27 protein-coding genes are annotated in these 23,886 nt (G+C 66.3%); 21 read left to right on the forward strand and 6 right to left on the reverse strand.

Annotated elements, in window-relative coordinates; genetic code table 11:
- The first annotated feature begins 1 nt into the window (after position 1).
- The 3 genes from AC1DOP_RS00900 to ccoS are packed head-to-tail and all read left to right on the forward strand — an operon-like array spanning position 2 to position 3,305.
- Positions 2–751: a sulfite exporter TauE/SafE family protein gene (locus tag AC1DOP_RS00900; RefSeq protein WP_477249631.1), complete on the forward strand. Its 750-nt coding sequence runs from the start codon at positions 2–4 to the stop codon at positions 749–751.
- Positions 748–3,165 (forward strand): heavy metal translocating P-type ATPase, encoded by a 2,418-nt coding sequence (locus tag AC1DOP_RS00905; RefSeq protein ID WP_441934042.1) that lies wholly within the window; start codon positions 748–750, stop codon positions 3,163–3,165. Before AC1DOP_RS00900 ends, AC1DOP_RS00905 begins: the two co-directional genes overlap by 4 nt.
- On the forward strand, positions 3,165–3,305 hold the full coding sequence (gene ccoS, locus AC1DOP_RS00910) for a cbb3-type cytochrome oxidase assembly protein CcoS (RefSeq protein ID WP_441934044.1): 141 nt from the start codon (positions 3,165–3,167) through the stop codon (positions 3,303–3,305). The genes AC1DOP_RS00905 and ccoS overlap by 1 nt, the downstream gene beginning before the upstream one ends.
- A gap of 161 nt (positions 3,306–3,466) precedes the next feature.
- Here the strand turns inward: ccoS and AC1DOP_RS00915 are convergent, their stop codons facing one another.
- Positions 3,467–3,772, reverse strand: coding sequence for a TraR/DksA family transcriptional regulator (locus AC1DOP_RS00915; protein ID WP_477249193.1), 306 nt, complete (start codon positions 3,770–3,772; stop codon positions 3,467–3,469).
- A 133-nt stretch (positions 3,773–3,905) separates the two neighbouring features.
- On the opposite strand from AC1DOP_RS00915, the gene ccoN reads away from it, so the two are divergent.
- The 6 genes from ccoN to AC1DOP_RS00945 are packed head-to-tail and all read left to right on the forward strand — an operon-like array spanning position 3,906 to position 9,038.
- Positions 3,906–5,369: a cytochrome-c oxidase, cbb3-type subunit I gene (gene ccoN, locus AC1DOP_RS00920; RefSeq protein WP_477249195.1), complete on the forward strand. Its 1,464-nt coding sequence runs from the start codon at positions 3,906–3,908 to the stop codon at positions 5,367–5,369.
- 18 nt (positions 5,370–5,387) lie between these two features.
- Entirely contained in the window at positions 5,388–6,002 is a 615-nt protein-coding gene (gene ccoO, locus AC1DOP_RS00925; protein WP_477249197.1) for a cytochrome-c oxidase, cbb3-type subunit II, read from the forward strand.
- Between the two features lie 13 nt (positions 6,003–6,015).
- Complete coding sequence (locus tag AC1DOP_RS00930; RefSeq protein WP_441934051.1) at positions 6,016–6,192, forward strand: cbb3-type cytochrome oxidase subunit 3; 177 nt, start codon at positions 6,016–6,018, stop codon at positions 6,190–6,192.
- A complete protein-coding gene (gene ccoP / locus AC1DOP_RS00935) occupies positions 6,185–7,120 on the forward strand; it encodes a cytochrome-c oxidase, cbb3-type subunit III (RefSeq protein ID WP_441934053.1) in 936 nt (311 codons plus the stop codon). Before AC1DOP_RS00930 ends, ccoP begins: the two co-directional genes overlap by 8 nt.
- Entirely contained in the window at positions 7,117–8,517 is a 1,401-nt protein-coding gene (gene ccoG / locus AC1DOP_RS00940; protein WP_477249200.1) for a cytochrome c oxidase accessory protein CcoG, read from the forward strand. The genes ccoP and ccoG overlap by 4 nt, the downstream gene beginning before the upstream one ends.
- A gap of 11 nt (positions 8,518–8,528) precedes the next feature.
- Complete coding sequence (locus AC1DOP_RS00945) at positions 8,529–9,038, forward strand: FixH family protein (protein WP_441934057.1); 510 nt, start codon at positions 8,529–8,531, stop codon at positions 9,036–9,038.
- A 6-nt stretch (positions 9,039–9,044) separates the two neighbouring features.
- On the opposite strand, the gene uraH is transcribed toward AC1DOP_RS00945, so the two are convergent.
- The gene (gene uraH, locus AC1DOP_RS00950) at positions 9,045–9,449 is read right to left on the reverse strand and encodes a hydroxyisourate hydrolase (RefSeq protein WP_441934059.1); all 405 of its coding nucleotides are present in this window, start codon (positions 9,447–9,449) and stop codon (positions 9,045–9,047) included.
- Between the two features lie 121 nt (positions 9,450–9,570).
- Between uraH and AC1DOP_RS00955 the strand changes: the two genes are divergently transcribed.
- The 5 genes from AC1DOP_RS00955 to AC1DOP_RS00975 all read left to right on the forward strand — a co-directional run bounded on the left by AC1DOP_RS00955 (position 9,571) and on the right by AC1DOP_RS00975 (position 14,614).
- The gene (locus tag AC1DOP_RS00955; protein WP_441934061.1) at positions 9,571–10,239 is read left to right on the forward strand and encodes a heavy metal response regulator transcription factor; all 669 of its coding nucleotides are present in this window, start codon (positions 9,571–9,573) and stop codon (positions 10,237–10,239) included.
- Positions 10,236–11,624 carry a heavy metal sensor histidine kinase gene (locus AC1DOP_RS00960; RefSeq protein ID WP_441934063.1) on the forward strand — a complete coding sequence of 463 codons (1,389 nt, stop codon included), beginning with the start codon at positions 10,236–10,238 and terminating at the stop codon, positions 11,622–11,624. Before AC1DOP_RS00955 ends, AC1DOP_RS00960 begins: the two co-directional genes overlap by 4 nt.
- A 35-nt stretch (positions 11,625–11,659) precedes the next feature.
- Complete coding sequence (locus tag AC1DOP_RS00965) at positions 11,660–13,498, forward strand: DUF885 domain-containing protein (RefSeq protein WP_441934065.1); 1,839 nt, start codon at positions 11,660–11,662, stop codon at positions 13,496–13,498.
- 65 nt (positions 13,499–13,563) lie between these two features.
- The gene (locus tag AC1DOP_RS00970) at positions 13,564–14,004 is read left to right on the forward strand and encodes a DUF695 domain-containing protein (RefSeq protein ID WP_441934067.1); all 441 of its coding nucleotides are present in this window, start codon (positions 13,564–13,566) and stop codon (positions 14,002–14,004) included.
- A gap of 91 nt (positions 14,005–14,095) precedes the next feature.
- Positions 14,096–14,614 (forward strand): GNAT family N-acetyltransferase, encoded by a 519-nt coding sequence (locus AC1DOP_RS00975; protein ID WP_441934069.1) that lies wholly within the window; start codon positions 14,096–14,098, stop codon positions 14,612–14,614.
- A 115-nt stretch (positions 14,615–14,729) separates the two neighbouring features.
- On the opposite strand, the gene AC1DOP_RS00980 is transcribed toward AC1DOP_RS00975, so the two are convergent.
- Positions 14,730–14,927 carry a hypothetical protein gene (locus tag AC1DOP_RS00980; RefSeq protein ID WP_441934071.1) on the reverse strand — a complete coding sequence of 66 codons (198 nt, stop codon included), beginning with the start codon at positions 14,925–14,927 and terminating at the stop codon, positions 14,730–14,732.
- A 330-nt stretch (positions 14,928–15,257) separates the two neighbouring features.
- On the opposite strand from AC1DOP_RS00980, the gene AC1DOP_RS00985 reads away from it, so the two are divergent.
- The gene (locus AC1DOP_RS00985) at positions 15,258–15,479 is read left to right on the forward strand and encodes a hypothetical protein (RefSeq protein WP_441934073.1); all 222 of its coding nucleotides are present in this window, start codon (positions 15,258–15,260) and stop codon (positions 15,477–15,479) included.
- Positions 15,480–15,493: 14 nt separating this feature from the next.
- On the opposite strand, the gene AC1DOP_RS00990 is transcribed toward AC1DOP_RS00985, so the two are convergent.
- From AC1DOP_RS00990 to fnr, 3 genes are all read right to left on the reverse strand, one after another.
- Entirely contained in the window at positions 15,494–15,814 is a 321-nt protein-coding gene (locus AC1DOP_RS00990; protein WP_441934075.1) for an EthD family reductase, read from the reverse strand.
- A gap of 24 nt (positions 15,815–15,838) precedes the next feature.
- Entirely contained in the window at positions 15,839–16,300 is a 462-nt protein-coding gene (locus tag AC1DOP_RS00995) for a GNAT family N-acetyltransferase (protein ID WP_477249205.1), read from the reverse strand.
- 209 nt (positions 16,301–16,509) lie between these two features.
- On the reverse strand, positions 16,510–17,280 hold the full coding sequence (gene fnr, locus AC1DOP_RS01000; protein ID WP_441934079.1) for a fumarate/nitrate reduction transcriptional regulator Fnr: 771 nt from the start codon (positions 17,278–17,280) through the stop codon (positions 16,510–16,512).
- A gap of 198 nt (positions 17,281–17,478) precedes the next feature.
- On the opposite strand from fnr, the gene AC1DOP_RS01005 reads away from it, so the two are divergent.
- The 6 genes from AC1DOP_RS01005 (at position 17,479) to AC1DOP_RS01030 (ending at position 23,851) form a co-directional block, all read left to right on the forward strand.
- Positions 17,479–18,906 (forward strand): cytochrome ubiquinol oxidase subunit I, encoded by a 1,428-nt coding sequence (locus AC1DOP_RS01005; RefSeq protein ID WP_441934081.1) that lies wholly within the window; start codon positions 17,479–17,481, stop codon positions 18,904–18,906.
- Between the two features lie 8 nt (positions 18,907–18,914).
- Entirely contained in the window at positions 18,915–19,922 is a 1,008-nt protein-coding gene (gene cydB / locus AC1DOP_RS01010) for a cytochrome d ubiquinol oxidase subunit II (RefSeq protein WP_441934450.1), read from the forward strand.
- A complete protein-coding gene (locus AC1DOP_RS01015; RefSeq protein ID WP_441934083.1) occupies positions 19,922–20,044 on the forward strand; it encodes a DUF2474 family protein in 123 nt (40 codons plus the stop codon). The genes cydB and AC1DOP_RS01015 overlap by 1 nt, the downstream gene beginning before the upstream one ends.
- 124 nt (positions 20,045–20,168) lie before the next feature.
- Positions 20,169–20,804 (forward strand): TorD/DmsD family molecular chaperone, encoded by a 636-nt coding sequence (locus AC1DOP_RS01020; RefSeq protein WP_441934085.1) that lies wholly within the window; start codon positions 20,169–20,171, stop codon positions 20,802–20,804.
- 8 nt (positions 20,805–20,812) lie between these two features.
- Complete coding sequence (locus AC1DOP_RS01025; protein WP_441934087.1) at positions 20,813–21,019, forward strand: formate dehydrogenase; 207 nt, start codon at positions 20,813–20,815, stop codon at positions 21,017–21,019.
- Positions 21,020–21,028: 9 nt separating this feature from the next.
- Positions 21,029–23,851, forward strand: coding sequence for a formate dehydrogenase subunit alpha (locus AC1DOP_RS01030; protein ID WP_441934089.1), 2,823 nt, complete (start codon positions 21,029–21,031; stop codon positions 23,849–23,851).
- Positions 23,852–23,886 lie beyond the last annotated feature (35 nt).

The following is a 23,886-nucleotide window of genomic DNA, read 5'->3' on the forward strand; positions in this document are numbered from 1 at the left end:
TATCGGTGGTATCGGCCTGTTGCCGGTGTTCGTGGTCGGGCTGCTCGGCAGCGTGCACTGCGCCGGCATGTGCGGCGGGATCGTCGGCGCGCTGTCGGTGGCGCCGGTGAAGCTGCATGCTGCGCGCCCGGCCCGTCCGGCGCTCGCAAATGGTCTGGCATACAACGCCGGCCGCATCGGCAGCTACATGCTGGCGGGTGCGCTGGCCGGCGGGATCGGCCAGGGCGCCGGCGCGCTGGCGCGGCTGCCGGCGCTGCAGACGGGCGCCTACTGGATGGCCAACCTGATGCTGGCCATGCTGGGGCTGTACCTGATGGATGCCTGGCGCGGCCTGGCGCGGCTGGAGCAGGGCGGCCAGATCGTCTGGCGCCGCGTGCAGCCGCTACTGCGCCGTGTGAGCCCGGGGCCGGGCGCGGGCCTCGGCCCGGGCCGCATGCTGGCCGCCGGGCTTCTGTGGGGCTGGCTGCCCTGCGGGATGGTCTACAGCGTGCTGGTGACGGCCATGCTGTCCGGCTCCGCCGCGGGCGGCGCGCTGGTGATGCTGGCCTTCGGCCTCGGCACGCTGCCGATGCTGCTCGGTCTCGGCCTGCTGGGCGCGCGCCTGCGCGCTTCCCTGCGCCGGCGCGAGGTGCGCCTGGCCTGCGGCGCGCTGGTGCTGGGCTTCGGCCTGCTCGGCCTCGCGCGCGCGGCCGGCGGCCTGCCGCACAGCTGGCTGGAGAGCGTCTGCCTGACGCCGGGAGGTGGAGCATGAACGCGATTGCCGACTTTGCCGCCTGCTACCACTGCGGCCAGCCGGCCGTCGGGGGCAGGCGCTGGCAGGCCAGCATCGGCGGGCAGGCGCGCACCATGTGCTGTCCCGGCTGCGCCGCCGCCGCCCAGGCGATCGCGGACGCCGGCCTGCACGACTACTACGACAGCCGCACCGCCTTCGCCGCCCCGCCTGACGACACCGGCGGCAGCGATGCGTCCCTGAAGCTCTACGACGAGATGGGGCTGGACGGTGACGCCGTGTTCACCGTCGAGGGCCTGCGCTGCGCCGCCTGCGTGTGGCTGATCGAACGCCGCGTAACTTCGCTGCCGGGCGTGCAGTCCTGCGTGCTGAACGTCGCCACCGAGCGCCTGCAGGTGCGCTGGGATGCATCGATCTGCCGTCCCAGCGCCATCATCGCGGCCTTGCGCGCCATCGGCTATACCGCCTATCCCTACGACGCCACCCGCCACGGCGCCCAGCTCGAACGCGCCCGCAAATCCCTGATGCGGCGCCTGTTCGTGGCCGGGCTGTCGATGATGCAGGTGATGATGTACGCCGTCCCGGTCTACATGGCCACCGACGGCACCATGGACGCCGACATGACGGCCCTGATGGGCTGGGCCTCCTTCCTGCTCACGCTGCCCGCGGTGAGCTACTGCGCCTGGCCGTTCCTGTGCGGCGCCTGGAGCGACCTGCGGCGCGGCCTGCCCGGCATGGACGTGCCGGTGGCGCTGGGCATCCTGGCCGCCTTCGTGGGCAGCGCGGTGTCGCTGGTGCGCGGCAGCGGCGAGGTCTATTTCGATTCGATCACCATGTTCGTGTTCCTGCTGCTGGGCAGCCGCTGGCTGGAACTCGATGCCCGCCGCAAGGCCGCGCGCGCACTGGAAAGCCTGCAGCATGCGGCGCCCGCCACCGCGCTGCGGCTGCCGTACTGGCCGGCTTCGATCGAGCCCGAAACCATCGCCGCCGGCAAGCTGGTGCCCGGCGACGTGATCCTGGTCCCGCCCGGGCAGACGGTGGCGGCCGATGGCGTCATCCTCGAAGGTCACACGGAAGTCGACCTGTCCCTGCTGACCGGCGAGAGCCGCACGCGGCCGATGGCGCCCGGCGACCAGCTGCCCGGCGGCGCCGTCAACGTGGCCCAGGCGGTGACGGTGCGGGTGAGCAGCAGCGCCGCCGCCAGCACCCTGGCGACCCTGGTGCGGCTGAGCGAACGCGCCGGCCAGGACAAGCCGAGACTGGCGCAGTGGGCCGACCGCGTCGGCGCCTGGTTCGTGGTGGTGCTGCTGGTGCTGACGGCCGCCGTGTTCGCGTACTGGCATGCGGTGGACCCGGCGCGCGCCTGGCCGGCGGCAATCGCGGTGCTGGTGGTGTCCTGTCCCTGCGCGCTGTCGCTGGCGACGCCGACCGCGTTGGCGGCGGCATTGGAACGCCTGCTGCGCCACGGCGTGCTGGCCGTGAAGCCGCACGTGCTGGAGACCCTGGAGCGGGCTACCCACGTGGTGTTCGACAAGACCGGCACCGTGACCCGCGGCCGTCCCGTGCTGCGCGACACCGTGACCCTGGGCATGGCCGAAAGCGCCGACTGCCTGCGCATCGCGGCGGCGCTCGAAGCGGGCAACGCGCATCCGCTGGCCCAGGCCCTGCGCGAAGCGCGGGCCGCGCTGGACGCCGCCGCGCTGGAGGCGGACAGTATCGAGAATGTGGTCGGACAGGGCATCGAAGGCGAGGTGGCCGGCCTGCGCTACCGCCTGGGCAGCGCTGATTTCGTGGCCGCCCTGGCCGGCGGCGTGGCGCCCCTGGGCGCGCCGGCCGGCGCCAGCGCGGTCTGGCTGGGCAGCAGCGACCGCTGGCTGGCCCGCTTCGACCTGGTCGACGCCCTGCGCCCCGAAGTGCCGGCCCTGGTGCGCCAGCTACAGGCGCGCGGCAAGACCGTGCTGCTGCTGTCCGGCGACGACGAGGAAGCGGTGCAGGCAGTGGCCGCCCAGCTCGGCATCCGCGAGGCGCGCGGCCGCCAGCTGCCGCAGGACAAGCTGGACGCGGTGCGCGCCCTGCAGGCCGAGGGTGCGGTGGTGGCGATGGTCGGCGACGGCATCAATGACGCCGCCGTGCTGAGCGGCGCCGACGTCTCGTTCGCGATGGGCCAGGGCGCCCAGTTGGCCCAGCTGCATGCCGACTGCGTGCTGCTGGATACCGGCGACGCCGGCCTCGAACCGCTGGGCGAAGCGGTGCGCACCGCCGGCGCCTGCGTGCGCATCATCCGCCAGAACCTGGGCTGGGCGATGCTCTACAACCTCGTGGCGATACCGGCCGCTGCCAGCGGCCTGCTGAATCCCTGGCTGTCCGGCCTGGGCATGGCCGGCAGTTCGGCCCTGGTGGTGCTGAATGCCTTGCGGCTGAGGAGGGCGGGCTGATGGAAGCCCTGTATCTGCTGATTCCGCTGAGCCTGATCCTGGTGGCGTTTGCGGTGTGGATTTTCTTCGGGGCGGCCGAGAGCGGGCAGTTCGAGGATCTGGATGGGCCGGCTTTGCGGATACTGAATGATGATGATTAAGCGTCGTTCCCGCCACCACCGTCGTCCCCGCGAAGGCGGGGCCTCAAGTTTGCTTGAGCTGGCACGACGCTCGCAGAACCTTGACCCCCGCCTGCGCGGGGGCGACGTTTACAAGTCAATGGTGCCTGGGACAAGGCGGCGGTGCTCCGCGTTGCAGGTCGTTACATCGTCGGCCCGCGCCCGGTCCGCTGTTCCTTCTCGATCCGCTCATGGCATTCGATACGGGTCTGCACCGTAGGGGGCGCCAGCAGATCGGTTTCGTGCTCGGCCAGGTGTTCTTCGTTGTGGCTCAGCATTTCGCCGGCCGGCGCGTCGTCGTTCGAGCCCATGTGGGCCATCGGCGAGATCGCCGGGCGGTCGTCGGTGCCGCCGCCGCTGCGGGCACGGATGGTGGCAAGCATGTCTTCGCGGCTCCGGCGCAGACGCTTGCCGATTTCTTCGTGCGGTTCTGATGCGATGGGTGGCATGCGAAGTCCTCAAGTGTGGGTTTTTGTCTCCTGCCACAGCCCGTTCCGGACATTTTGATTCACATCAAGGATTTTCCACGTTCAGAAACTTACGCTCCTGATGTCGTCCTTTATTTCTTCTAGGGAGTGCATCTTGAGCACCAGTCTAAACTACAACTATAAGATCGTGCGCCAGTTTGCCATCGCCACCGTGGTCTGGGGCGTGATCGGCATGCTCGCCGGCGTCTGGATCGCGGCCCAGCTGGCCTGGCCGGCGCTGAACTTCGACATCCCGTGGCTGACCTACGGCCGCCTGCGCCCGCTGCACACGAATGCCGTCATCTTCGCCTTCGGCATCTGCGGCCTGTTCGCCACCTCCTACTACGTGGTGCAGCGGACCTGCCAGGTGCGGCTGTTCTCGGACAGGCTGGCCGCCTTCACCTTCTGGGGCTGGCAGGCGGTGCTGGTGGCGGCCGCGATCACGCTGCCGATGGGCTTCACGCGCGGCAAGGAATACGCCGAGCTGGAATGGCCGATCGCGATCCTGATCGCCATCGTCTGGGTGGCCTATGCGGTGGTCTTCTTCGGCACCATCGTCAAGCGCCGCGTGCAGCACATCTACGTCGCCAACTGGTTCTTCGGCGGCTACATCATCGCCGTGGCGGTGCTGCACATCGTGAACGGCATGTCGATGCCGGCGTCGCTGTGGAAGTCCTACTCGATGTACGCCGGGGTGCAGGACGCGATGATCCAGTGGTGGTACGGCCATAACGCGGTCGGCTTCATCCTGACCGCCGGCTACCTCGGCATGGTCTACTACTTCATCCCCAAGCAGGCCGAGCGCCCGGTGTATTCCTATCGCCTGTCGATCGTGCACTTCTGGGCCCTGATCTTCACCTATATGTGGGCCGGCCCCCACCACCTGCACTACACCGCGCTGCCCGACTGGACCCAGTCGCTGGGCATGGTGTTCTCGCTGATCCTTTTGGCGCCGTCCTGGGGCGGCATGATCAACGGGATGATGACCCTGTCGGGCGCCTGGCACAAGCTGCGCTCGGATCCGATCCTGAAGTTCATGATCGTCTCGCTGTCCTTCTACGGCATGGCCACCTTCGAGGGCCCGATGATGTCGATCAAGACCATCAACTCTCTGTCCCACTACACCGACTGGGGCATTGCCCACGTCCACGGCGGCGCGCTGGGCTGGGTCGGCTTCATCACCATGGGATCGCTGTATTACCTGATCCCGCGCCTGGCCGGCAAGAAGCAGATGGAAAGCGTGGCCCTGATCGAGGCCCACTTCTGGCTCGGCACCATCGGCATCGTGCTGTACATCGCCGCGATGTGGATCGCCGGCGTGATGCAGGGCCTGATGTGGCGCGCGGTGAACCCGGACGGCACCCTGACCTATACCTTCGTCGAAGGCGTCAAGGCCACTTATCCCTACTACGTGATCCGCTTCGGCGGCGGCCTGATGTACCTGAGCGGCATGTGCCTGATGGCTTATAACACCTGGCTGACGATGCGCGGCACCCGGTCCGTCGACGCGCGCATCCCCGACCTGCAGCCGCCCAAGCCGGCACCCGCCTCGAACGGCGCCGTCCCCGAACACGCATAAACAAAGCAAGGAACCATCATGAAATTCACCCACGAGTGGATCGAGAAGAACCCCTGGCTGCTGATCGGCCTGGTGCTGGTCGTGATCTCGTTCGGCGGCCTGGTCGAGATCGTGCCGCTGTTCTTCCAGAAGTCGACCACCGAGCCGGTCGCCGGCCTCAAACCGTATTCCGCGCTGCGCCTGGCCGGCCGCGACATCTATATCCGCGAAGGCTGCTACAACTGCCACTCGCAGATGATCCGTCCCTTCCGCGCCGAGACCGAGCGCTATGGCCACTATTCCGTGGCCGGCGAGTTCGTCTACGACCACCCCTTCCAGTGGGGCAGCAAGCGCACCGGCCCGGACCTGGCGCGCGTGGGCGGCCGCTACTCGGACGAGTGGCACCGCACCCACCTGGACAACCCGCGCGACGTGGTCCCGGAATCGAATATGCCGGGCTATCCCTGGCTGGCCAACAACAAGCTCGACCCGCAATCCATCGTGCCGAAGATGCGCGCGATGCAGCGCCTGAACGTGCCGTACTCGGAAAAGGACGTGCAGGACGCGCCGGCCGAACTGGAAGGCAAGAGCGAGCAGGACGCACTGATCGCCTACCTGCAGGGCCTGGGCACGCAAATCAAGACAAGGAACTGAGCGAGGAACCGACATGGCACTTCAACATATTTTCGACGACGCGAGCCGTATCATGACGGTGATCAGCTTCGCCACCTTCGCCGGCATCCTGGCCTGGACCTACGTGCTGCGCAAGGAACACGATTTCGCCCAGGCGGCCGCGCTGCCTTTCGCCGACGATAACGACGACATCGGAGAAGACTATGTCTGACTTCACCAGCGGCTTCTGGAACTGGTACATCGTGCTGATCACGGTGCTCGGCATCGCCGGCTGCGCGATCCTGCTGTGGTCCCAGTCAAAGCACAAGGTCAGGATCGGCGATGACGGCCAGCTTGACAAGACCACCGGCCACGTCTGGGACGAAGACCTGACGGAGCTGAACACCCCGATGCCGCGCTGGTGGATGGGACTGTTCTACCTGACCATCGTGTTCGCGGTCGTCTACCTGGTGCTGTATCCAGGCCTGGGCACGTACGCGGGCAAGCTGGGCTGGAAATCCAGCGGCGCCTATCAGCTCGAGGTGAAGCAGGCGAATGCCGACTACGGCCCGCTGTTCGACAAATACCTGAAGCAGGACATCAAGATGGTGGCGCGCGACCCGCAGGCCCATGCGATCGGCGAGCGCCTGTTCCTGAACTACTGCGCCCAATGCCACGGCTCCGACGCGCGCGGCAACAAGGGTTATCCGAACCTGACCGACAAGGACTGGCTGTACGGCGGCGAACCCTCCGTCATCAAGGAAACCATCATGAAGGGCCGTAACGGCCAGATGCCGCCGATGGGCGCGGCCCTCGGTGCCGACAGCGATGTCGAGAACGTGGCCCACTATGTGCGCAGCCTGTCCGGCCTGACCGCGGATCCGGTCAAGGTCGCCTTCGGCAAGCCGAAGTTCGGCGCCTGCGCCGCCTGCCATGGCGCCGACGCCCATGGCAACCCGGCCCTGGGCGCACCGAACCTGACGGACAAGGTCTGGCTCTACGGCGGCAGCGCGGAAACCATCATGGAGACCATCCGCAAGGGCCGCAACAACACCATGCCGGCCTGGGGCGAATTCCTCGGCGAGGGCAAGGCGCACGTGCTGGCGGCCTATGTCTGGAGCCTGTCGAACGATCCGAACGCGCCGGAGGCGGCAAAATGAATGCGCGGGAGCTCGTGGTGAAGGAAGCGGTCATCAAGATGTACGCCGCGCGCGAGGAGATCCACCCGCGCGAGGTGAAGGGCCGCTTTGCCACCTTGCGCTGGGCCTGCGTCTGGCTCACGCAGATCCTGTTCTACGGCCTGCCCTGGCTGCAATGGAACGGACGCCAGGCCGTGCTGTTCGACCTCGGCGCCCGCAAGTTCCACCTGTTCGGCCTGGTGCTGTGGCCCCAGGACTTCATCTACCTGGCCGGCCTGCTGATATTCTCCGCCTACGGCCTGTTCCTGGTGACGACCGTCGCCGGGCGGATCTGGTGCGGCTATGCCTGCCCGCAGACGGTGTACACCGAGATCTTCCTGTGGATCGAGCGCCGCATCGAGGGCAACCGCAGCGCACGCATCCGCCTCGACCGCCAGCCGTGGACGGCGGAGAAGCTGGGCAAGCGCGGCGCCAAGCACCTGGCCTGGGGCATCGTCGCGCTGTGGACCGGCTTCAGCTTCGTCGGCTATTTCACGCCCGTGCGCCAGCTCGGCCATGAGGCGCTGGGCTTTTCGCTCGGCCCCTGGGAAGCCTTCTGGGTGCTGTTCTACGCCTTCGCCACCTACGGCAACGCCGGCTGGATGCGCGAGCAGGTCTGCAAGTACATGTGCCCCTATGCGCGTTTCCAGAGCGCGATGTTCGACCGCGATACCCTGATCGTCAGCTACGACACGGCACGCGGCGAACCGCGCGGAGTCGAGAAGAGCGGCGCGACAACGGAGAAGAAGGGCGACTGCATCGACTGCAGCATGTGCGTGCAGGTCTGCCCGACCGGGATCGACATCCGCAGGGGCCTGCAGTACGAGTGCATCGGCTGCGCCGCCTGCATCGATGCCTGCGACAGCGTGATGGACAAGGTGAACAAGCCGCATGGCCTGATCCGTTATGCGACCGAGAATGCGCTGGCCGGCGGCTGGTCCGCGGCCCAGGTCAGGCGCCGCCTGCTGCGTCCGCGCGTGGTCGGCTACGGCCTGGTGTTCTTCGCCATCGCCGCGGCCTTCGCCGGCGCGCTGGCCCTGCGCACCCCGCTCAAGCTGGACGTGATCCGCGACCGCGGCGCGATGGGGCGCGAAGTCGAGGACGGCATGATCGAGAACGTCTACCGCCTGCAGATCATGAATACGGCCGAGCGCGAGCACCTGTACCGCATCCACGTGGACGGCATCGCCACCGCCGGCATCGCCGACGAGGACCTGGTCGAACTGGCCGGCGCCTCGACGCGGGCGGTGCCGGTGCGGGTAAGAGTCCAGCCCGGCAAGGCGGCCGGCGGCTCGCACCCGATCCGCTTCACGGTCAGCGCCCTCGACGACCCCTCGCTGCAGGTGAGCGAGAAGGCGGTTTTCATCGTTCCGAAATGAGAGGAAGCGACATGCACGTCACGCCCGATACCGCCCAGGCAGCGCCCTGGTACACGCACCGCTGGCCCTGGTTCCTGATGCTGGGCCCCGCCACGGTGGTGGTGGCCGGCTCCTTCGCCACCTGGCTGGCGCTCGGCCACCCGGACGCCATGGTGGTCGACGACTACTACAAGCAGGGCAAGGCCATCAACCAGGACCTGCGCCGCGACCGCGTGGCCAGCGCGATGCGCATCGTGCTGGACATGCGCTACGGGGGCGGGCGCCTGACCGGCCGGATCGAAAGCCTCGGCCGGCCGCTGGCGGCGCCGTTTACCATCCGGCTCGCGCATCCGACGTTGCCGGAACGCGACCTGAGCCTGCTGGTGAAGCCAGATGCCGACGGCGCCTTCTCGGTGCCGCTGCCGGTGCTGGAACAGACCCACTGGCAGGTGGTCGTCGAAGGCAGCCGGCGCGACTGGCGCCTGGCGAAGAGCTGGTCCTGGCCGCGCCAGCGGGAACTGGCGATCGCGGCCGATCGTTAGCAAGCCCTAGTTCCCGCGGTAGGTCGAGAAGCCGTAGGGGCTGAGCAGCAGCGGGATGTGGTAGTGCGGCAGCTTGCCGTCCGCCTTGAAGATCACCGGCACCTCCGGAAAGAAGGTCTCGGCCTGGCGCGCGGCGAACCACTTGCCGGTCTTGAAGGTGACCTTGTAGGTGCCCGCGCTCCATGCGCGGCCGTCCGGGAAGAGGGCGCCGATCCGGCCCTGTTGGTCGGTCGCGGCGGTATTCAGCGGGGTCCAGCGTCCGTCCTCCTGCTTTTCGAGCACGACCTCCACACCGGGCGCCGGCCGTCCATCCTGCAGGTTCAGCACGTGCACGCTCAGCGGGTTCGGCGCGGCCGCATGGGCAGCGTTCATCAGGGCGCCGGCGGCCAGCAGGCAAGCCATTTTCTTCATCGTCATCCTCCTCGTCCATATCGATGGCATCCATGGTAGCCAGCAGCGTCGCAGGCATGGATGACGCTTCGATTACAACTTTGTAAGCCAGCGGCGGCGCGCGCGCGGTAAGCTATGCGGCATGACGATCCTGATTGTGGAAGACGAAGCGAAGACCGCGGACTACCTGCGCAAGGGCCTGCAGGAGTCCGGCTACCTGGTGCAGGTGGCGGCCACTGGGTCCGAGGGGCGCAGGCTGATCGAAAGCGAGCGCTATGACCTGGTGGTGCTGGACGTGATGCTGCCCGGCGTCGACGGCTGGGAGCTGCTGCGCCGGCTGCGCCGCGAATCCGATGTGCCGGTGATGTTCCTGACCGCGCGCGATGCCGTCGAAGACCGGGTCAAGGGACTCGAACTGGGCGCCGACGACTACCTCGTAAAACCCTTTTCGTATGCCGAGTTCCTGGCGCGCGTGCGCACGCTGCTGCGGCGCACCGCGCGCGACGCCGAACGCCTGCAGGCCGCCGACCTCGAACTCGACCTGCTGCGCCGCCAGGCCATCCGCGCCGGCGAGCGCGTCGAGCTGACCAACAAGGAATTCGCGCTGCTGCACCTGCTGCTCAGCCGCGAAGGCGAGGTGCTGTCGCGCACCTATATTGCGTCCCAGGTCTGGCGCATGAACTTCGACAGCGACACCAACGTCGTCGACGTCGCCATCCGCCGCCTGCGCGCCAAGATCGACGACGGCCATTCCCTGAAACTGATCCACGCCGTGCGCGGGGTCGGCTACGTGCTGGAGGCGCGCGCTTGAGCGGCTGGCCGCGCGCGCTCAGCCAGCGCCTGGCCCTGCTGTTCGCGCTCGGCAGCGCGCTGCTGCTGGGCGCCATCTGCATCTTCCTGTACGGCGCGCTGGAACGCGAGATCGCCTGGCGCGACGACCAGGCCCTGGCCGGACGCATCGAGCGGACGCGTTCCCTGATCGAAGACAGCGCCGACCTCGAAGTCCTGCGGCGCCGTCCGCGCCTGTACGACAATATGCTCGGCAACCGCGACAGCGCGCTGTGGATCGTCGATGCCGCCGGCCAGGTACGCATCGCGGTCGACCCGGCCGGCGTGGCCTTGCCCGCATCGCTCTCCACCTTGGCGCCCGGCGACGGCAAGCTCGTGCTGCGCACCATCGAGGGCAGGCAGCCGGTGCGCCTGGCCTGGATGCGGGTGCCGGGCCCGGACGGCAGCCTGACCCTCATCGCCGGCAAGCTGCTGGCCGAGCGCGAGCAGATGCTGGGCGCCTACCGCCTCAAGCTGTGGCTGGCGCTGGCCGCCGGTTCCGGCCTGGCCTACCTGCTCGGACTGGCGGTCGCCACGCGCGGCTTGCGGCCGGTGCGCGAGCTGGCCGCACGCGCCGCCGCGATCGACGTCCAGCACCTGTCGCTGCGCCTGGTCGACGCCAGCGAATTGAGCGAGCTGCAGGCGCTGCGCGCGGCGCTGAATCAGATGCTGGAGCGCCTGGAAGCCGGCTTCGCCCAGCTGGCGCGCTTTTCCGAAGACCTGGCCCACGAGATGCGCACGCCCCTGAACAACCTGATGGGGCAGACCCAGCAAGCCCTGAGCCGGGCCCGCTCGGCCGCGGATTACCAGGACGTGCTGGTGTCGAACCAGGAGGAGTACGAGCGCCTGGCGCGCATGATCGACAGCATGCTGTTCCTGGCCCGCACCGAAGCCTCGTCCGCGATCGCGCGCGAAGCCGTCGACCTGCACGAACTGGCCGCCCAGCTGTGCGACTACTTCGAAGGCATGGCCGAGGAACGCGGCATGGCGCTGCTGAACCGCATGCAGGGCAGCCTCCCGGCCGACCGCGAGCTGCTGCGCCGCGCCCTGGCCAACCTGCTGGCCAATGCCCTCCGCTATGGCGAGGCCGGCACCGCGATCACGCTCGCCGCCGGCGTCACGGCAGGCGGCATTGAACTGTCGGTCCACAACCTCGGCGCGCCGATCGCGTCCGAACACCTGCCGCATCTGTTCGAGCGCTTCTACCGCTGCGATCCGGCGCGGCACGGCCCCGGCGAATCGGGCGGCCTCGGCCTCGCCATCGTTCGTTCCATCATGCAACTGCATGGCGGCAGCGTGCGGGCGGAGAGCGGCCCCGAGGGCACCCGCTTCGTATTGACGTTTCCAAGCGTGGAGGCTTCATGTTAAATTTCCGTTAGTCAACAAAAACACGGAAGAGAGACATGACCCAGACCCGACAGCGCATCCTGCGCACGACCATCGCTTCGCTGTTCCTCCCGCTGGCCCTGGCCGCCGTCATGCCTCCGGCCATTGCCGCCGGCAAGACGGCCAAGGCCGCCGCCACGGCGCCCGCCGTCAAGCCGAACAAGGCCTTCGACGCCTGGGCCGACCGCTTTGCCGAAGACTGGGTGCGCGCCAATCCGCAAGAGGCGACCTCGACCCAGTATTTCACGGGCGCCGAACAGGACGCCCTCGACCGTCAGCTGACCCCGCTGACCCGCGCCCAGCGCCAGAAGCGGATCGCACTGGCCAGGAGCGGCGTGGCGCGCCTGGACAAATTCCTGGCCGGCCCGCTGAGCGAAGAACAGCGCACCTCGGCCGCGGTAATGCGCTGGAGCCTGGCCAACACCGTCGACAGCGAACCCTACGAAGACTACAACTTCGTGTTCAGCCAGTTCGGCGCCCAGGTCGGTCTGGTCAACTTCATGACCAACACGCATCCGATGCGCCGCGCATCCGACCTCGCCAGCTATATGGCGCGCCTGGAGCAGGTGGGACCGCGCCTCGACGAAGCCCTGGTGCGCGCCAGGGAGGCCGCCGCGAAAGGCATGCTGCCGCCGCGCTTCATCCTCGAACGCGGCCAGTACCAGGTCGACCTCTTCCTCAAGCCGGAAGCCGGCCAGAACGTGCTGGTGACCACCCTCGACCAGCGACTGGCGAAGCTGCCGGACGTGCCGGGAGCGGCGCGCAGCAAGGCGGTCGCGGATGCCGCGCGCATCGTCGACGCGAAGATCCGCCCGGCCTACCAGCGCATCCAGGCCTTTTTGGCCGAGATCCATCCACGGACCAACGACACCGCCGGCATCTCGCGCCTGCCGGGCGGGCTCGCGGCCTACCAGCAAGCCCTGAAAACCTACACGAGCACCAACCTGACGGCGGAACAGATCCACGAGATCGGCCTGCGCGAAGTCGCCCGCATCGAAGCCGAGATGGACCGCCACCTGCGTTCGCTCGGCTATACCGACGGCACGATCGAGCAGCGCATGAAGCAGCTGGATGCCAGCTTCCAGCCGAAGGGAGAAGGGGATCCGCGTCCCGAGATCCTGCAGAAGTACGCGGCGATGGTGGCGGACGCCGAACAGCGCAGCAACGCCCTGTTCAAGCTGAAGCCGCGCGCCCCGGTGGAAGTGCGCCGCGAGCCGCCGCTGACCGAGCCTTCGGCCTCGGCCCACTACTCGCTGCCGGCGCCGGACGGCAGCCGTCCCGGCATTTTCTGGGTGCCGATGCGCGGCCCTACTTTCGACATGATCCGCATGCGCAGCCTGTCCTACCACGAAGCGGTGCCGGGCCACCACTTCCAGCTGGCGATCCAGCAGGAACAGACCGGCCTGCCGAAATTCCGCGCCCAGCGCATCTTCGGCGGCGGCAGCGCCCACAGCGAAGGCTGGGGCCTGTACGCCGAGCGCCTGGCGGTGGAGCAGGGCTGGTACGAGGGGGACGTCCCGGGCCTGCTCGGCGCCCTCGGCTCCGAACTGTTCCGCGCCCGCCGCCTGGTGGTCGATACCGGCCTGCACACCAAGGGCTGGACCCGCCAGCAGGCGATCGACTATGGCATCGGCGCCCAGGAAGTGGAGCGCTACATCGCCCGCCCGGGCCAGGCCTGCGCCTACATGATCGGCATGCTGCGCATCCTCGAACTGCGCGACCAGGCCAGGCGCGAGCTGGGCGACAAGTTCTCGCTGCCGGCCTTCCATGACGTGGTGCTGAAGAATGGTTCGGTACCGCTGGATGTGCTGGGGGAGATCGTGCAGCGCTGGGTGGCGCAGCAGAAGGCTGCCTGAAGACGGATACGAGGATGTGTGGTTCGACTCCACGCTGTTATCGGAAAGATGAAGGCAAACAAGCCATGACGACATCGAAGCGAAGCTGGCTCAACGGCAATACCATGTACGAGGGCTTTCCGCTCTATATGCGCCGGCCGGACGTCAAGGTCGCGGAGTTCGCGCGACTTCGGCCGACGTTTCCGCGATTGCTGGTACTGACGCACAAGCTGAAGCATGTGAGGGAAAACGGTCTTCCGGAAGGGGATTACAACGACTCGCTCATAACGCTGGGCAGCTGCGTGACGACGCCCTTCGACGATGAAACGCGAGGGCTGATTGCCGTTATCGAAACCTTTGCAGGCAAGCGGACTTACTATATCTATCTTGCGCCTTCATTCGATGCGAAAGCTTTTGTTCAGGGAGTCAAGGATCGTTTTCCCGACGAAGAGTTCGCCGGCAAGGTGCATGAAGACCCGACGTGGAAGTTCTTTCATGGGTATGCCGGGGAGTTTCAGTTTGCTTAGGAATGCCGAACAAAACCTCGTGCCTGTCGCTGAGCAAGGATGCCGTACGCGGTGGCTGAACACCATGTAAACATTTAAGGATGCACTTCTCATGAATGACGCCCTTACGATTTCCGTGCCTCGCCTTCACACCGATCGGCTTACGCTTCGGGAATATCGTGTTGAAGACTTCGAATTATTTGCGGATCATTTGTCGAATGCTGAAAGCTCAGCGCATTTAGGCTCGGCAGACCGTCAGACCGCCTGGCGCATCTTCAACTCACATGCTGGATTCTGGCTCCTGAACCGGGCTGGCTGGTGGTCGATAGAGGACCGGCAGACAGGTCAGCTGGTTGGCAGCGTGGGCGCTTTCTTCCGCCACGAATCAACCGTGATGGAGATGGGATGGAATACCTATCGGGCATTCTGGGGAAAGGGAATTGCGAACGAAGCGGCGGCGGCAGTCCTGAAGTATGCGTTCGAGGTCCGGGGTGAGCCGAAGGTTCGGGCACTGATCGCTTCTGGCAATGAATCATCGCGTCGTGTCGCCGAGCGCCTGGGAATGACGTACGAAATGAAAACTGAACTGAACGGCAAGGAAATCAATAGTTACGTGCGTGAGAATACCTGAAGCGGCTGCGATCGGCGATATGCCGATGTCCCTTCGGGTCCCATGAGCGGACGTGGGCAGTCGCATCATGGCAATCGTATTTGCATGCGGTCCCGGACAGTCCACCTGGACGCGATTACTCCGGAAATTCCGGCTGCTGCGAAGGTGGGTTGTGGCGACGCCTATTCGGCTCCAAAAAGATGCGCATCTCGAAATCAGGCGGGAGGGGCCGCTCTGAAAGTTCGCCGGCGGCGTGCGCGCGTACTTCAGCAGAGCTCGAGTAGATCGCTGCGTCGATCAATAGGGCGGTCTTGTAGTCGCGGCGTCGGTTCATCACGCGATTCCCAATAGTGGGCGGATATGCTGAGTATATCCATTCGCGCTTGAGGTGGCGCGCCCGGCAGTGAAGCGAATCCGGCTTATGCAGCCTGGCTCGGCACCGCCCGGGATTACGTGTACTGCATCGACGACGCTGGTAGATCCTGGCGCCGATCTGCACGAATATGGTTTCCCCTCGGGTGGGTCATTTCGGCACCGGTTTGCCAACCGTCGTGGTGAGCGATCGAATATCACCCAAGGCGCCGCACCAGTTCCGCCAGGCGGCGGCCACACGGTCCGCATCCACGTTGCTCAGGTAGTCCTGCCTTCGCAGGCCGGCGCCGCCATGGACATGGCGGGCCGCAACTTCGACCAGTTCACGGCGGAACAGCGCGCCGCCGTGGTCGCCGCCCACCCGCGCGGACAGGATTTCGGCCACCGGGTGCTGAAGCGGCGCCCGGACACCACCTTCGCTAGCTTCAATGACGATTTCCTCGCCTTCAAGGGTCCCGGATTCCAGCGCGGGAACATGTGCGGCATCCTTCCCGGCTCGCGCTGGGAAGGATGAGGCGGCCGCCCGGCTCAGGCTTGGCCGACCACCACCTGACTGATCTGGACGACCGGCGTCTGGTTGGTGTAATTCGGAATGTCGCCCATGATTTCCTTCGTATGCGGGCCGAAGCCGGCCTGGAAGGCATCGACCGAGTCGCAGAACAGGTGACCCATGGCGATGTAGGGCGCGTTCGACGCCGGCGCACCGCCGGCCATTCCCCTGTCGATCGTGTAGTACATTAAAGCATCGCCCATCAGTTCCTTCACCATGGGCATGTGCCGCTCCCGGTAGTAGTCGTCGTCGAAACGGGCGTCCGGGCCGTTGGGATACATCACGCTCACCTTGATCATCTCTGTCTCCTCGTCGTGGTTGCTTCAGTTCGATTTCGATGCCGGAATTTCGTAAAAACAGAGTTTGTCGCCACGATTCGCCATTTCTACGCCGACCTGGTCCAGGGCTTTACGCGCGGCCTCGTTGTCCTTCGGGCAGGTGATGATGAACGAGTCCATTCCGTGTCGCGACGCCAGCTCGCCCAAGGCCTTGATGGCGTCTTTGCTGTGATCTCTGTTCCGGTACGCTTCATCCACGTATCCCCCGGCGTTGCCGATCTCTCCCACCGCTTCCGGCGCGCCCGGTGCAAAGTGATACTGGCCGACAAGAGCTCCGTCGTCGTCGACGAGATTGAAGACATAGAGTGGAAGCTTGCGTATCGGATCGAATCGAAACCCATCCAGATCGAGCCGGGTTCGGCCTTCGCGCAAGCTGCCAATGTCCTGAAGAAGCCCATGGCGGGATGGAGCGCCCGAGAGTTCTTCAACTAAGTTACTTGTCGTCATGTCGACCTCCGTTTTGTGCTTGGCCTACGCCGGACGACCAGCATGTACCCACTGGATCTTATTGTCGAGGGGAGTGCCTGAAATACAACTGCCTGGCCCCGGCCCCGCAAGGCGAACAAATGGTCGTGCAAGTCGTCGACGGCAACGTCGTCGCGCCGGAAGCCGCACCGGCCGATCAAAAGCCGGAAGCAATCCAACAGGCTAGTTGATCACGCCATCGGACTGCACTGCTCGGTCCCGGCCGCCATCGCCTTCAGCCGCGCCGGTTCGAGCAGGGTCACTTCGCGCTTGTCGACCTGCAGCAGGCCAAGCTTCTTGAAGCGCGACAGCAGGCGGCTGATGCTCTCGATGGTCAGCCCCAGGTAGTTGCCGATGTCCTCGCGCGACATGCGCAGCTGGAAGCTGTTGGCCGCATAGCCGCGCGCGGCGTAGCGGGCCGACAGGTTCACCAGGAAGACGGCGAAGCGCTGCTCGGCGCGCATATTGCCGAGCAGGAGCATGACGTTCTGCTCGCGCGTGATTTCCTGGCTCATGATGCGGTGGAAGTGGCGCAGCAGGGCAGGCACCTGGCCAAACAGGTCTTCCAGGTTGGTGAAGGGAATCTCGCAGACTTCGCTGTCTTCCAGCGCGACGGCGTCGCAGTGGTGGCGGTCGGCGCTGATCGCATCCATGCCCAGCAGTTCGCCGGCCATCTGGAAACCGGTGATCTGCGCCTCGCCGGCCGCATTCACCTGGTAGGTCTTGAAGTGGCCGAAGCGCACCGCGTAGAGGTTGCGGAAGGGCTCGCCCATCTTGTACAGGGCTTCGTCGCGCTCGAGACGGCGGCGGCGGCCGATGATCTTGTCGAGGCGGTCGATGTCCGCGTCTTCCAGGCCCATCGGCAGGCACAGCTGGTGCATGCTGCAGGCCGAGCAGCTGGCCTTGAGCGCGGGAACGTTCAGCGGCTTGTCGTCGCTCTGGAAAGAGATGGCCTGGATCATCGGATAAAGGATGCGAATGGATGTCAATACCCCGGATTATACGGCCCCATGCCGAGCTTGCGTTCGCAAAGCCGGGGCTTCCTCGACGCCTGATCATACTCCGTGGCATTTTGAACGCGGCCAGGCATCGCTACTGCGCCAATCGTGCGCGGCTCAGCACGTGCTAGATTCCGTACACGACAATAGCGGAGGGGACTCATGTTCGGATTGGCGGCATTGGACCTGGCGCGCCTGCAGTTCGCGTTCACGATGTCGTTCCACATCCTGTTTCCGGCCATCACCATCGGCCTGGCCAGCTACCTGGCCGTGCTCGAGCTGTGCTGGCTGAAGACCAGGCGCCAGGTCTTCGTCGATCTCTATCACTTCTGGCTGAAGATCTTCGCCGTCAACTTCGGCATGGGCGTGGTCTCCGGCATCGTGATGGCTTACCAGTTCGGTACCAACTGGAGCTATTTTTCCGAATACGCCGGCGCCATCACCGGGCCGCTGCTGGCCTACGAGGTGCTCACCGCCTTCTTCCTGGAGGCCGGCTTCCTCGGCGTGATGCTGTTCGGCTGGACCCGGGTCGGGCCCGGGCTGCACTTCCTCGCCACCTGCATGGTCGCGCTCGGCACCTTGATTTCCGCCACCTGGATCCTCGGCTCGAACAGCTGGATGCAGACGCCGCAGGGCTACGACATCGTCAACGGCCGCATGGTGCCGGTCGACTGGTTCAAGATCGTCTTCAATCCCTCCTTCCCCTACCGGCTGGTGCACATGTCGATCGCGGCCTTCCTGTCGACCGCGCTGTTCGTCGGCAGCTCGGCGGCCTGGCATCTGCTCAAGGGACGGGGGAGCGAGGCGGTGCGCACCATGCTGTCGATGGCGATGTGGATGGTGCTGATCGTGGCGCCGATCCAGGCCGTGGTCGGCGACATGCACGGCCTGAACACTCTCAAGCACCAGCCGGCCAAGATCGCCGCCCTCGAGGGGCATTGGGAAAACGAGGGCGACAAGCCCCTGCCACTTTTGCTGTTCGGCATACCCAGCATGGAGGACGAGGAAACCAAGTTCGCCATCGGCATCCCGCGCGTGGGCAGCTGGATCCTGACCCATACCTGGGGCGGCCAGATCAAGGGTTTGAAGGAATTTCCGCGCGACCAGCGGCCGAATTCCCTGATCCTGTTCTGGAGTTTTCGCGTGATGGTGGGCCTGGGCCTGCTGATGATCGCGCTGGGCGCCTGGGGCGTGTGGCTACGCTTCAGGAAGCGCCTGTTCGACAGCCGCGGCTTCCTGCGCATGGCCATGTGGATGGGGCCGGCGGGTCTGGTAGCGGTGCTGGCCGGCTGGATCACCACCGAGGTCGGGCGCCAGCCCTGGATCGTCTATGGCGTTCTACGCACCGCCGACGGCGCCTCGAAGATCGACGCCGGGCCGGTGGCGCTGAGCCTGGCGCTGTTCGTGGTTTCCTACTTTTTTGTGTTCGGGGTCGGCATCGCCTATGTGCTGAGGCTGGTGCGCAAGGGGCCGCAAGCCTTCGATACCACGCGCATCCCGCAAGGCGGGCCGGGCAGGGGACGCACGCCGGCGCGGCCGCTGTCGGTGCCGGAGGCCGATGCCTCCGCCAACCAAGACAATATGACGTGAACATGGACATGGACATCGACATCACCGCGGTCTGGGCCGGCATCATCTTCTTCTCCGTGTTCATGTACGTGATCCTGGACGGCTTCGACCTCGGCATCGGCATGCTCTACCCCTTCGTCCCGGCCAGGCGCGACCGCGACGCGATGATGAATTCGGTGGCGCCGATCTGGGACGGCAACGAAACCTGGCTGGTGCTGGGTGGCGAAGGGCTGCTGGCCGCCTTCCCGGTGGCCTACGCCGTGATCCTGCCGGGCCTCTACCTGCCGCTGATCTTCATGCTGCTGGGCCTGATCTTCCGCGGCGTCGCCTTCGAATTCCGCTTCAAGGCCAATGACCGCGAACGGCCGATCTGGGACCTGGCCTTCACCGGCGGCTCGATGGCGGCGGCCTTTTTCCAGGGCGTGGCGCTGGGCGCCTTCCTGTCCGGGATTCCGGTGTCGGGACGCAGCTATGCCGGCGGGCCGCTCGACTGGTTCGCGCCGTTTCCGCTGGCGGCCGGCTTTGGCGTGATGATCGCGTATACGGTGCTGGGGGCGACCTGGCTGGTGATGAAGACCGAGGGCGAACTGCAGCGCCGCATGGTCGCCCTGGCGCGGCCCTTTGCCCTGCTGCTGCTGGCGGCGGTGGTGGTGGTCAGCATCTGGACCCCGCTGTCCCAGCACCAGGTGGCCGCGCGCTGGTTCAGCTTCCCGAACCTGCTGATCCTGTCGCCGGTGCCGCTGCTGGTGGCCGGGTCGGCGTTCTGGCTGCTGTGGTCGCTCAAGCGCGATCCGCACCGCCAGCCCTTCATCGCCGCGCTGGCGCTGACCCTGCTCGGCTATATCGGCATGGCAATCAGCATCTGGCCGCACATCGTGCCGCCCGCGATCACGATCTGGGAAGCGGCCGCGCCGCCGGCCACCCAGAGCTTCGCGCTGATCGGCACCCTGATCGTGCTGCCCCTGATCCTGGCTTATACGGGGTGGTCGTATTACGTGTTCCGAGGCAAGGTGGTCGACACGGAGGGTTATCACTGATGAATACGCTCTGGATGCGCAGGCTGGGCTGGATGCTCGGCCTCTGGCTGCTCGGTGTTGCGGCGCTGGGCGCTGTCGCCTGGCTGTTGCGGGTACTGATGCACGCGGCCGGCATGAAATAGAAAAGGCGAAGAAGTTCAACCGTGCGCGCCCTTTGGGTTCCCCGGGACTACACTTTCAGTGCAGATTTGTTAACGGGAGAACCGCTCAGTGCCGCAGGAAGCCACGTCTTTTCAAACGATCTCGATGCCCGTGTCCGACGAAGACCAGGCCAGGGCCGATTTTTATGCCCTGATCGCCCGCCTGATGCTGGCACCGCCCGACGATGTCCTGCTGGCTGCCCTGGCGGCGGCCGACCCGATCGCCGCCGACGGCGAGGACGAGGCAGGGCGCGCGCTCGAAGACGCGTGGCTGAAGCTGACCCAGGCCGCCAGCGTGGTCGATGCCAGCGCGGTGTCCGAGGAATTCGCGAACCTCTTCATCAGCACCGGCACCCCGCTCCTGAATCCCTATGGCTCCTTCTACCTGACGGGCCACATGAACGACTTTCCGCTGGCCGGGCTGCGCCAGGACCTGGCGCGCCTGCGCATCGCGCGCGCGCGGGGCGTCGGCGAGTTCGAAGACCACCTGGGCGCCCTGTGCGAAACCATGCGGGTCCTGATCACCGGCGCACCGGGCATCGCGCGCCAGCCGCTGCTGGAGCAGAAGCAGCTGTTCGTCACCCACATCCAGCCCTGGTACGCGGCCTGCGTGGCCGCCATCGCGGGCGCCGAACCCGCCAATTTCTACCGGGTGGTCGCCGCCTTCGCCGGCGCCTTCCTGGCGGTCGAAGCCCATGCCTTCAGGGTGTGGGAGCCGGCCGACGCAACCCTTGCCGCATGAGGATCGCCATGGCAGATAACGACAAAGTTCCGGACCCCGCCCGCCGCAGCCTGCTGAAGGCCGCGCCGCTGGGCGCCCTTGCCGTGGTGGCCGCCCGCGCCGGCGCCGCCGAGGCCGCGCCACCCGCGCCGGCCCCGGAGCCGCCGGCCAAACCCAAGGGCTACCACGAGACCGAACACATCCGCCGTTACTACCAGACGGCCGCTTACTGGTAAGGAGTTGCCATGACCCTGGTGAAGACATCGCGCGACAGCGGGCTGAAACGCCGCAAATTCCTGGTCGGTGCCGGCGTGACGGCCGGCGCCGCGGCGGTCGCGCGTCACCTGCCGCTGAACGTCATCGAACCGGCCAGCGCGGCCGATCCGGTCAATGCGGCCGAGACCAAGACCGAGATCAAGCACACCGTCTGCAGCCACTGCTCGGTCGGCTGCTCGGTGGAGGCGGTGGTCAGCAACGGGGTCTGGGTGCGCCAGGAAGCGGCCTTCGACTCGCCCATCAACATGGGCGCCCACTGTGCCAAGGGCGCTTCGGTGCGCGAGCACGGCTTCGGCGAGCACCGCCTGCGCTATCCGATGAAGCTGGTCAATGGCAAGTACGAGCGCATCTCCTGGGACCAGGCCATCAACGAGATCGGCGACAAGCTGCTCGAGCTGCGCCAGAAATCCGGTCCCGACGCGCTGATGGTCATCGGCAGCTCGAAGCACAACAACGAGCAGTCCTACCTGCTGCGCAAATGGGTCTCCTTCTGGGGCAGCAACAACTGCGACCACCAGGCGCGCATCTGCCACTCGACCACGGTGGCGGGCGTGGCCCAGACCTTCGGCTACGGCGCGATGACGAACTCCTTCAACGACCTGCACTACAGCAAGGCCGTGATGTTCATCGGTTCGAATCCGGCCGAGGCCCACCCGATCTCGATGCTGCACTTCCTGCACGCGAAGGAGCTGGGCGCCAAGATGATCGTGGTCGATCCGCGCTTCACGCGCACGGCGCGCTTCGCCCACCACTACGTACGGGTCCGTCCGGGCACCGACATCCCGCTGGTGTGGGGCATCCTGTGGCACATCTTCGAGAACGGCTGGGAAGACAAGGAATACATCGCCGCCCGCACCAACGGCATGGATGATGTCCGCAAGGAAGTCGCCAAATGGACCCCGGACAAGGTGACCGACGTCACCGGCGTGCCGGAGGCCTCGGTGCGCATGGCGGCCGAGATGCTGGCCAAGAACCGCCCGTCCTCGGTGGTCTGGTGCATGGGCATCACCCAGCACCACGTCGGCACCGCCAACGTGCGCGCCCTGTGCATCCTGCAGCTGGCGCTCGGCAATATCGGCACCCCGGGCGGCGGCGCCAACATCTACCGCGGCCACGACAACGTGCAGGGCGCCACCGACGTCGGCCCGAACGGCGATTCGCTGCCGGGCTATTACGGCATCGCCGAGGGCGCCTGGAAGCACTTCGCCGCCGTCTGGGGCGTCGACTACGAGTGGATCAAGTCGCGTTTCGGCTCCAAGGAGCTGATGGAAAAGCCGGGCATCACGGTGTCGCGCTGGTTCGACGCGGTGAACGAGCAGAACCAGTACGTCGACCAGCCGAGCAACCTGCGCGCCGTGTTCTACTGGGGCCACGCGCCGAACAGCCAGACCCGCCTGCCGGACATGAAGGCGGCAATGCAGAAGCTCGACATGCTGGTCGTGATCGACCCCTATCCGAGCATGACGGCCTCGATGCACGGGCGCGAGAACGGCGTCTACCTGCTGCCGGCGGCCTCGCAATTCGAGTGCCAGGGCTCGGTGACGGCCTCGAACCGCTCGATCCAGTGGCGCGAACGCGTCATCCAGCCCCTGTTCGAGTGCAAGACCGACCACGAGATCATGTACCTGTTCGCCCGCAAGCTGGGCTTCGGCGACGAACTGGTCAAGAACATCAAGGTGGTCGAGAACGAGCCGGTGATCGAGGACATCCTTCGCGAGATCAACCGCTCCTGCTGGACCATCGGCTATACCGGCTGCTCGCCGGAGCGCCTCAAGCTGCACATGCAGAACAAGCACACCTTCAACCCGACCACGCTGCGGGCCGAGGATGGGCCCTGCAAGGGCGATTATTACGGCCTGCCCTGGCCCTGCTGGGGCACGCCGGAGATGAAGCATCCAGGCACGCCGATCCTGTACGACCTGCACAAGTCCGTGGCCGAAGGCGGCCTGCCGTTCCGCGCCAACTGGGGCGTCGAGCACAACGGCGAGACCCTGCTGGCGGCCGACGGTTCGACCAACAAGGATAGCGAACTCGACGTCGGCTATCCGGAATTCGACCACGTCTTCATGAAGAAGCTCGGCTGGTGGGCCGACCTGACGCCGGAAGAGCAGCTTGCTGCCGAGGGCAAGAACTGGAAGACCGACCTGTCGGGCGGCATTATCCGCGTCGTCATCTCCCACGGCTGCGCGCCCTGGGGCAATGCGCGGGCGCGCTGCAATGTCTGGAACTTCCCGGACCCGATCCCGACCCACCGCGAGCCGATCGTCTCGCCGCGCCGCGATCTGGTGGCGAAGTACCCAACCTACGACGACAAGGCCGCCTTCTGGCGCCTGCCGACCCTGTACAAGTCGGTCCAGCAGGTCGACTTCTCGAAGGACTATCCGCTCATCATGACCTCCGGCCGCCTGGTCGAGTTCGAGGGCGGCGGCGAGGAGACGCGTTCGAACCCCTGGCTGGCCGAGCTGCAGCAGAACATGTTCTGCGAGGTGAATCCGAACGATGCGGCCCAGATCGGCGTCAAGATCGGCGACTTCATCTGGGTGCAAACCCCGACCGGCGCCAACCTCAAGGTGATGGCGATGGTGACCGAGCGCGTGCCGCAGGGCCTGGTGTGGATGCCCTTCCACTTCGGTGGCTGGTGGATGGGTGAGGACCTCGAAAAGCACTATCCGGAGGGCGGGGCGCCGGAAGTGCGCGGGGAGGCCGTCAACACCGGCTGGACCTATGGCTACGACGCCGTGACGATGATGCAGGAAACCAAGGTATCGCTGTGCCGCCTGGTGCGCGCATAAGTTAGCTCGTCGCCCCCGCGCAGGCGGGGGCCCAA

It is taken from the genome of Massilia sp. 01N410 (assembly GCF_056399665.1).

Bases quoted from the DNA above. Each gene is read 5' to 3' on its own strand.
- AC1DOP_RS00905 (WP_441934042.1), top strand. From the start codon at position 748: ATGAACGCGATTGCCGACTTTGCCGCCTGCTACCACTGCGGCCAGCCG.
- ccoS (WP_441934044.1), top strand. From the start codon at position 3,165: ATGGAAGCCCTGTATCTGCTGATTCCGCTGAGCCTGATCCTGGTGGCG.
- AC1DOP_RS00915 (WP_477249193.1), bottom strand. From the start codon at position 3,772: ATGCCACCCATCGCATCAGAACCGCACGAAGAAATCGGCAAGCGTCTG.
- ccoO (WP_477249197.1), top strand. From the start codon at position 5,388: ATGAAATTCACCCACGAGTGGATCGAGAAGAACCCCTGGCTGCTGATC.
- AC1DOP_RS00930 (WP_441934051.1), top strand. From the start codon at position 6,016: ATGGCACTTCAACATATTTTCGACGACGCGAGCCGTATCATGACGGTG.
- ccoP (WP_441934053.1), top strand. From the start codon at position 6,185: ATGTCTGACTTCACCAGCGGCTTCTGGAACTGGTACATCGTGCTGATC.
- ccoG (WP_477249200.1), top strand. From the start codon at position 7,117: ATGAATGCGCGGGAGCTCGTGGTGAAGGAAGCGGTCATCAAGATGTAC.
- AC1DOP_RS00945 (WP_441934057.1), top strand. From the start codon at position 8,529: ATGCACGTCACGCCCGATACCGCCCAGGCAGCGCCCTGGTACACGCAC.
- uraH (WP_441934059.1), bottom strand. From the start codon at position 9,449: ATGAAGAAAATGGCTTGCCTGCTGGCCGCCGGCGCCCTGATGAACGCT.
- AC1DOP_RS00955 (WP_441934061.1), top strand. From the start codon at position 9,571: ATGACGATCCTGATTGTGGAAGACGAAGCGAAGACCGCGGACTACCTG.
- AC1DOP_RS00965 (WP_441934065.1), top strand. From the start codon at position 11,660: ATGACCCAGACCCGACAGCGCATCCTGCGCACGACCATCGCTTCGCTG.
- AC1DOP_RS00970 (WP_441934067.1), top strand. From the start codon at position 13,564: ATGACGACATCGAAGCGAAGCTGGCTCAACGGCAATACCATGTACGAG.
- AC1DOP_RS00975 (WP_441934069.1), top strand. From the start codon at position 14,096: ATGAATGACGCCCTTACGATTTCCGTGCCTCGCCTTCACACCGATCGG.
- AC1DOP_RS00980 (WP_441934071.1), bottom strand. From the start codon at position 14,927: ATGAACCGACGCCGCGACTACAAGACCGCCCTATTGATCGACGCAGCG.
- AC1DOP_RS00985 (WP_441934073.1), top strand. From the start codon at position 15,258: ATGGACATGGCGGGCCGCAACTTCGACCAGTTCACGGCGGAACAGCGC.
- AC1DOP_RS00990 (WP_441934075.1), bottom strand. From the start codon at position 15,814: ATGATCAAGGTGAGCGTGATGTATCCCAACGGCCCGGACGCCCGTTTC.
- AC1DOP_RS00995 (WP_477249205.1), bottom strand. From the start codon at position 16,300: ATGACGACAAGTAACTTAGTTGAAGAACTCTCGGGCGCTCCATCCCGC.
- fnr (WP_441934079.1), bottom strand. From the start codon at position 17,280: ATGATCCAGGCCATCTCTTTCCAGAGCGACGACAAGCCGCTGAACGTT.
- AC1DOP_RS01005 (WP_441934081.1), top strand. From the start codon at position 17,479: ATGTTCGGATTGGCGGCATTGGACCTGGCGCGCCTGCAGTTCGCGTTC.
- cydB (WP_441934450.1), top strand. From the start codon at position 18,915: ATGGACATCGACATCACCGCGGTCTGGGCCGGCATCATCTTCTTCTCC.
- AC1DOP_RS01015 (WP_441934083.1), top strand. From the start codon at position 19,922: ATGAATACGCTCTGGATGCGCAGGCTGGGCTGGATGCTCGGCCTCTGG.
- AC1DOP_RS01020 (WP_441934085.1), top strand. From the start codon at position 20,169: ATGCCCGTGTCCGACGAAGACCAGGCCAGGGCCGATTTTTATGCCCTG.
- AC1DOP_RS01025 (WP_441934087.1), top strand. From the start codon at position 20,813: ATGGCAGATAACGACAAAGTTCCGGACCCCGCCCGCCGCAGCCTGCTG.
- AC1DOP_RS01030 (WP_441934089.1), top strand. From the start codon at position 21,029: ATGACCCTGGTGAAGACATCGCGCGACAGCGGGCTGAAACGCCGCAAA.